Genomic DNA, 7464 nt, shown 5'->3' on the forward strand with positions numbered 1-7464 from the left:
GGGTGGGGGTGGCCAACACGATGGTCATCTCCGTGCTGGAGCGCCGGGGCGAGATCGGTCTGCGGCGCGCCCTGGGCGCCACCCGTCGCGACATCCGGGGCCAGTTCCTGGTGGAGGCGATGGCCCTGTCCGCGCTGGGCGGGGTGTTCGGGGTGCTCCTGGGTTCCCTGGCCACAGCGGGGTACGCGCTGCTGCGCGGCTGGCCGGTCTCCCTGCCCTGGTGGGCGGGGGCGGGCGCGGTGGCGGCGACGGTGGTCATCGGCGCGGTGGCCGGGATCGTGCCCGCCCTGCGGGCCGCCGCGCAGCACCCCACCGAGGCGCTCGGCACTGCTTGAGCTCCCGGCACCGCCTGAGCTCCCGGCTCCGTCTGAGCCCCGGGTCCGTGAACCACGGCGGCCCGGACCCGGTACTTCCCGGGTCCGGGCCGCCGACCGGATTGGATGCAGCCGATCGTGCGTCACACCTGCGTGCCGTCGGAGCCCGGCACCGGTACTTCCACCCCGGCAGGGTGCTGCCGGGGTTGTGTCTCACGGCTGTGCGTTGGAGCCCGGGACCGGCACCCTCCACACCAGCACGGTGCCACCCTCCTCGCCCCTGCCCGCGCTGAACCCGCCGCCCAGCGCCTGGGCCCGCTGGTCCAGGTTGCGCAGGCCACTGCGGCGGCCCTCCTCGGGCAGCCCCACCCCGTTGTCGGTGATGGTCAGGACCAGGGTGGTGGGTCGGCCGGTGGTCGACTGCTCCTCCACCGTCACCGAGACGTGCACCTCCGTGGCGCGCGCGTGCCGGGCGACGTTGGTCAACCCCTCACCCAGGACCGCCAGCAGCTGTTCGCCCACCTCGTCGGGCACGGACGCGTCGATCGGGCCGTCCAGGCTCACACCCGGGTGGCAGCCCAGACTGTGCGCGGTGTTCTCCGCCAGCCGCAGGATCTGCCCCCGCAGCGACGTGTCCCGTCTGCTCGGCGGGTGCTGGAGGTCGAAGATGGTCGACCTGATCTCCCGGATCGTGCTGTCCAGCTCGTCGATGGTGCGCTGGACCCGCTCCTCCGCCTCCGTGGAGCCGATGAGCCGGACCGTGCTCATGAGGGTCATCGCGGACGCGAACAGCCGCTGGATCACCACGTCGTGCAGGTCCTTGGCGATCCGGTCCCGCTCCTCCAACACCACGATCCGCTCGCTGTCCCGCCGGGCCTCGGCCAGCTCCAGTGCCACCCCCGCCTGCACGGAGAAGGAGTTCAGCATGCGTCTTATGTTGGAGTCGAACGGCGCCCGCTCGGAGAGCTTGCCGAGCAGGAGCACCCCACGGGTGTTGCCGGGGGTGCCCAACGGCACGAGCAACCCGGGGCCGTAGCCGCGGTGGGTGAGCATGGGGCAGTTGGCCTGGCGCAGGTCGGGGATGGCCGCGGCCTCACCCGACTCGTACACCGAGCCGCAGGCGGAGTCCTGGATCTCCACGGGCGTCCCCAGGATCTCCTGGGCGATCGGGCCGTCCGCGAACTCCGCGAACAGGTGCCCCCGCGCGTGCGGGTCCGGCAGCATCACCACGGCGGTGTCCGCGCCAGCGATCTCCCTGGCCTGGGCGGCGAGGTAGGCCAGCACCTCGTCGGTGTCCGCGCCCGACAGCAGTCGGGTGGTGATCTCCGTGGAGGCGGCCAGCCACCGCTCGCGCAGCCGGGTCTCCTCGTACAGACGGGCGTTCTCGATGGCCACACCGGCGGCGGTCGCCAGCGCGGTCACGATGGTCTCGTCCTCCTCGTCGAACTCCCCGCCGTTCTCCTTCTCCGTCAGGTAGAGGTTGCCGAACACCTCGCCGCGTACCTGGATCGGCACACCGAGGAAGCTGGACATCCTCGGGTGGCCCTCCGGGAAACCGCCGAAGTCCGGGTGGTCGCGCAGGTCGGAGAGGCGGAGCGTGGCCTGCTCGAACGAGGGGGTGCCGAGCACGCCCTTGCCGTGCGGGAACCGGCCGATCCGCTCGGCCTGCGCCTGGGTGAACCCGACCGGGATGAACTCGGTGAAACCGCCGTCCTCACCGATCACGCCCAGCCCGGCGAACCTGGCCTCGGCCAGGTGGGCGGCGGCCTCGGTGAGCCGTCGCAGTACGGTCGCCAGGTCCAGGTCGCCACCGATGTCCAGGACGGCCTGGAGCAGAGAGTGCATCCTCCCCTGAGCGGAGAGCCCCGGGTTCATCTGGGAGTGCACATCCGCGAGGAGCTCGTCCAGGGACTTCGGGGACCACCGGTGGCTCTGGGGGATCTTGGTCATGTGTGGTTCAACCTCCGCAGAGCCGTTGAGGGGTTGAGGGCTAATACTCGAATTGTCGTTGGTTTTTTCCCGGTTTGCCACATCTTGCTGCTAGGAAGCTTGTTCGAGGTGCTGGGAATTCCTTTGGAATCGAGGACAGGGGCCCGGCAATTCATGCTAACGTCACCGTCAGTCGGCGCAGGAAGGCACTCTGTGACCTCGCGCCCCGCCCCCGCACCCCCAGGTTCCGGGGTGCCACTCACACGAACCCCTCGAGCCCGTCGTCCCCCCGGTACCTCACCGGAACGGACCGGCTCACACGGCGGAAGGAAGCCCCGGTGTCTGGATATCACGGTACGGTCGGCGCCATCGGCGTCCGTCCCACCGTGTGCCCGGAACCGCTCCGACGAGCGCTGACGCTCGCCGGTCTGCTCACCGGGGTCCTGTTCACCGTGTGGCTCGTCTCCGCCGCCCCGGCGCACTCCTCGGAGCTGCCCGGCGCCGACAACCCCCTCACCGCCGGTGTGGTGGGGAGTTCCTCCGGCCTGGTGGCGGGCACCGAGACGCTCGGGGGTTCCCTCAGCGGCGCGGTCACCACCGTGAGTGAGCGCGCCACCCAGCACGCCACGGAGGCGGTGAACGGTGCCTCGGAGGCCGCGCGTGCGGTCGAGACCGAGGCCTCCGCACCCGTCCAGCAGGTGCGGGACGTGGTTCGGGAAACCTCCCTTCCGCGCCCTGACCACCTGTCCGAACTGGTCGCCACGGACCCCGCGCAGGACACCGAACCCGCGCCGGGAACCGAGGACGACGCCCCCTCCGCGGACGACCGCCAGGACCGCGAGACCGAGGCCAAGGCCCCGGAAGAGCACCGTGCGGTGGCCGAACGGCCCGCCGCCGAAGCGCTGGCCGCGGCCCAGGAGCTCGGTTCCGTCGAGTACCGGGCCAAGGGCACCACCGAGCGCGACCGGGCCACCGACTCCGCCCCCCGCTCCACCGAGGCGCTCACCACCATCGCGGGCGGCAGCGCCCCCGCGTCCGGTGGCACCGCCTCCGCGCCCGCCGTCGCCGGGTTCCTGCCCGTCGCCGGCGCCCCGGCGCCCGCCCCCGGCCTGTTCCAGGCCGCCCGGCACGTCCTGCGCTCGGCTCCCGCCGACTCCGCGGACGAGCCGACCTTCTCTCCGGACTAGCGGACCACCGGACCGCGTCCCGCGCCGCACGCCACGAGCGTCCCGCGCCGCACGCGATCAGCCCGGCACGGCTTTCCAAGCCACACCCTTCCCAGCGGCACCAGCCACTCGGTGACCTTCTGGGGGTTGACGTGAACCCCGCACCTCGATCGCGAGGTTCACGTCAGCCGGTGGTCCGCCAGACCGACCGACTGGATCCGGATCGATCCCACTCGCCCCCACCAGGGACGCAGGGGTTCACCGACCGGAGAGCTCGCCCGTACCACCCTCAGGACCGAAACCCCTGGCCAGGGAGACGGTTCGGCGCGACGGGGCACGACACCCGCTCCGTCGCGCCCCCTCGAACAGAACACACGCTCACTCCGGAAGGAAACTCATGTTCCACACCGCCCGTACCTCTGCTCGGACCCTGCTCGTGGCCGCCGGGACCGCTGGATTCGTCGCCCTCGGCGCCGGCGTCGCCGGGGCCGACACACTCGGCGGTGTCACGGACGGCCTCCCCCTGGGCGACCTGGGCAACCACGTCCCCGCCGCCCTGACCGAAGGCGTCTCCACGCCGCTCGGCGACCTGGTCAAGGTCCAGCCCGGCAAGATCTCCGCCCAGCCCGACATCCAGCACCAGTCCGGCCAGAGCGACCCCGTCGGGACGGTCGTCGGTGACACCGTCTCCGCCGACACCCCGATCACGACCGGCAAGGACAACGCCGGGAACGTCGGCCCGCTGGACCTCGGCAAGGCCACGGAGACCCTGCCGCTCAGCGAGGCCGGCGGCGCGGTCGACCCGGTCTCCATGCTGCTCGGCGGCACCGGCCTGCTTGACGGCCTCTCCCTGGACGGCGGCCAGACCCTGCCGCTGAGCGCCCCCAGCTCCCCCCTCAACCTGGCCGAGGGTGCCTCCGTCGTCGACGACACCGTCACCGAGCTGGGCACCCGTGCCCAGAGCGGTCTGCACCAGCCCGGCCTCGACGTGGTCGGCCTGGACGACCTCGGCGTCAAGCAGCTGGGCGAGACCGTCCCGATGAGCGGGCCGGTCGGTCTGGACGCGGGCGAGAACGCCGACCTCACCGGGGGTCTGACCACCCTGCTGCCCAAGGACGTCAAGGACAAGCTGCACATGTCCGGGGCCTCGGAGTTGCAGACGGTGGGTGCGGCTGAGGACGCGGTCACTGACACCGTGGGTGACGTCCGTGGGGCTGTCAGCGGCCTGGGGGTTGGGGAGACCCTGCCGATGTCCGGGGCCTCGGAGTTGCAGACGGTGGGTGCCGCTGAGGACGCCGTGACCGACACCGTGGGTGAGGTCCGTGGCGCTGTCAGCGGCCTGGGGGTCGAGGACACCCTGTCGATGTCCGGCGCTGGAACGGACCTGGTCGGCGACCTGCTGCCGAAGACGCCCGGCGGCGACCTGGTCGACGTCCAGGGCCTGCCCGAGCTGGGCAAGCCCGAGGTCGCCCCGCTGCCCCTCGCCTCCGAGCTGGGCACCGAGGAGCTGACCGGCGGCGACCTGCCCCTCGAACTGCCGCTCGGACTGTAGGGACCACGAACGTGCGCCCGTCGGTCGTGGCGGGCGCACCACGCCTCGGGCGGTGAGCGGGACCATCTCCGTTGACCGTGGTGCCAGTGGGGACTGTGGGGGTTTCCCGGCACGTACCAGCGGAGAGCCAGAGTTCCCGCCGCCCGGGGCACCTGCCCTGCCAGGGGTATGAAGGGGCCCCCGTCGCGGATCGCGACGGGGGCCCTCCGTGTGTGCGGACCTCGTCCATCGGCGGTCACGGGACGGCGGCTACGACCCATGTGGGGTGGCGGGACATAACCCTGCGCGTGTGCGGACCTCGGCCACCGGCGGTCACGCGGGACGGCGGATACGACCCTTGCGGGGTGGCGGGAGACGACCCTGCGCGTGTGTGGGCCTCGGCCATCGGCCGTCACGGGACGGCGGCTACGACCCTTGCGCAGTGGCAGGACACGACCCCCGCGACGCGGTGGTGGACGGCCCTCTGCATGTACGGGGCCTCCGCCGGGGCCGCCCCGCCACCGCAGACGAGAGGGCCTCCGCCGCTGTCTGCGGTGGAGGCCCTCTGTGTGAACGGTTCGGTCGCGGGTGGCTACCAGCCGTCCTCGCCGGTACCGAAGCCGAGGCCGTCCTGGCACGGGTTGGACGTGGCGTCGCGTCCCTCGCCCGGACGCGCGGACGGCTCAGGGGAGGCGGCGCCGGACTCGGCCTCCTCCTCAGTGCCCTCGGAGCCGGTGTCGACCGGAGTGGGCTCGTCCCCGGGCTGCTCCTCCGGCACGGGAGAGTCGTCGGCGAGCAGTTCGGGCAGCGGGCGGTCCTCGCGCACGGCGGAGAACAGCTCGGCGGCCTCCTCCTCGTGCCACATGACCCGGTTCGGGTCGTAGGGCGCCTGGTACCAGGGAACCGTGTGGAACTCGATGTCGGACAGGTCCACGTCGGCCATGGTGACCGCGATGGACAGCATCCGGTCCAGCGACAGCTCGCGGTCGGTGGCGCTGTGCTGGGCCACCGCCTGGAGTATGCCGTTGAGCTTGCTCGGGCTGCTGAGCACGTCACTGCTGGTCACCTGGTCCGCCAGGGCGGCCAGGAACATCTGCTGGCGGTCGATGCGGCCCATGTCCCCGCCGTCGCCGATGTCGTAGCGGGCGCGAACGAAGGACAGCGCCTGCTCGCCGTCGAGCGTCTGGTCACCGGCGTCGAGGTCCAGCTTGGCGCGGCGGTCCTGCATGGGCTCCGGGATGCACATGTCCACCCCGCCCATGGCGTTCACGACGTCGCGGAAGCTCGCGAAGCTCAGGTGCACGAAGTGGTCGACCCGGATGTCGGTGAGGGTCTCGATGGTCCTCACCACGCAGGGCGGTCCGCCGTGGTACATCGCGGCGTTGATCATGCCGAAGTAGCCGTAGGTGCCCTCGGTCTTGCCGTAGGAGTCGCACTCGGGCAGCTGCACCAGTGAGTCGCGCGGGAAGCTGACCACCGAGACGCGCTTGTCGGGCGAGATGTGCGCGAGCATCAGGGAGTCGGAGCGCTCGCCCTCGAACTCGGTCGAGTAGGCGGGGCTGTCCTCCTCATAGCCGTCAGATCCGATGAAGAGGATGTTGACGGCGTCGCTGATCTTGTCCGGCCGCTCCTCGTCGCCGAGCAGTGCCTCGATGTCGTGCTGCACCATGTCGGAGCGCAGCGAGTAGTAGTAGGCGTAGGCGGTGCCCACCCCGACCAGCAGGATCAGCGCCAGGGACGCGGAGGTCCACATGACCACCCTGCGCAGGCGGCTGCGCTTGCGCTTGTTCTGCTTGCCCGACGTGGCCGCGGCCGCCGCGACCGCGGGTGAGGCGTCCGGTTCCGGGTCGTCCCCGCTCCCGGCCCCCTCGGCGTCACCGTCCGGCGCGGCCTTGGCGCCCGGCTCCGGGGTGTCCGGGCCTTCGGTGTCCGGGCCGTCGGTGTCCGGCACCGAGGCGGCGGCGGTGCCGGTCTCGTCGCAGTCCTCCTCCGAGCCCTTCTCCCCGTCCTCCCGTGCGACCTCGTCCGCGGCCTTGTCCGCGGCCTTGTCCGCGGCCTCGTCCGGGCCCTCACCCGGGCTGTGCTCCGAGGACTCCCCGGGTTCGGCTTCGGTGTCCCCCGAACCGGACCCCGTGGTCGCGACCGGCGCGTCGACGTCTATGGCGACGGTCTCCGGAGCGTCCTCCCCGCTGGTCGCGGGCTCGCCTTCGGCCGAAGGCTCCTCGGTGGGAGCTTCGGGCTCGGTTGGCTCGTTGGCCTCGCCGGGCACGTCGGAGTCGGCGGGACCGGCGGAGTCGGGGCCGTTCTCGTCCGGCCCTTCCCGCCTCACGTCCTGCTCCTCGGCGCCCTCGGCCTGAGCGGAGGGCTCGGAGTTCTCGTCTGGTGTCTGGTCCGCGCCGGAATCGGCGGAGTTCTCGTCAGCGGGCATCGTGACAATCTCGGTGAGTTCGGACGGCTGGGCGTGCCAACGGCCGGACACCGACCCTGAAGGGTCACGCGTCCGAGTCCGGGGGAGGGCGGGGGT

The 7464-nt window shown here is 72.1% G+C and carries 5 protein-coding genes; 3 read left to right on the forward strand and 2 right to left on the reverse strand.

The features are described 5' to 3' along the window. The coding region (locus ADX84_RS24540) for an ABC transporter permease (protein WP_049579747.1) at window positions 1-335 on the forward strand (335 nt) is incomplete at its 5' end. A 192-nt stretch (window positions 336-527) separates the two neighbouring features. Here ADX84_RS24540 and ADX84_RS24545 read toward each other — a convergent pair. Further along, window positions 528-2264 (reverse strand): GAF domain-containing protein, encoded by a 1737-nt coding sequence (locus tag ADX84_RS24545; protein WP_049579749.1) that lies wholly within the window; start codon window positions 2262-2264, stop codon window positions 528-530. A 317-nt stretch (window positions 2265-2581) separates the two neighbouring features. Here ADX84_RS24545 and ADX84_RS24550 point away from each other — a divergent pair, with 317 nt between their 5' ends. Beyond that, the gene (locus ADX84_RS24550) at window positions 2582-3430 is read left to right on the forward strand and encodes a hypothetical protein (RefSeq protein ID WP_049579752.1); all 849 of its coding nucleotides are present in this window, start codon (window positions 2582-2584) and stop codon (window positions 3428-3430) included. Window positions 3431-3806: 376 nt separating this feature from the next. After that, on the forward strand, window positions 3807-4961 hold the full coding sequence (locus ADX84_RS24555) for a hypothetical protein (protein WP_049579754.1): 1155 nt from the start codon (window positions 3807-3809) through the stop codon (window positions 4959-4961). Window positions 4962-5532: 571 nt separating this feature from the next. On the opposite strand, the gene ADX84_RS24560 is transcribed toward ADX84_RS24555, so the two are convergent. Beyond that, window positions 5533-7368 (reverse strand): LCP family protein, encoded by a 1836-nt coding sequence (locus tag ADX84_RS24560; RefSeq protein WP_049579757.1) that lies wholly within the window; start codon window positions 7366-7368, stop codon window positions 5533-5535. Window positions 7369-7464 lie beyond the last annotated feature (96 nt).

Source organism: Nocardiopsis sp. SBT366, assembly GCF_001083815.1.
Lineage (GTDB): Bacteria > Actinomycetota > Actinomycetes > Streptosporangiales > Streptosporangiaceae > Nocardiopsis > Nocardiopsis prasina.

Excerpts from the sequence above, each read along its gene's own strand:
- ADX84_RS24545 (WP_049579749.1), bottom strand. The coding sequence starts at position 2,264 with ATGACCAAGATCCCCCAGAGCCACCGGTGGTCCCCGAAGTCCCTGGAC.
- ADX84_RS24555 (WP_049579754.1), top strand. The coding sequence starts at position 3,807 with ATGTTCCACACCGCCCGTACCTCTGCTCGGACCCTGCTCGTGGCCGCC.
- ADX84_RS24560 (WP_049579757.1), bottom strand. The coding sequence starts at position 7,368 with ATGCCCGCTGACGAGAACTCCGCCGATTCCGGCGCGGACCAGACACCA.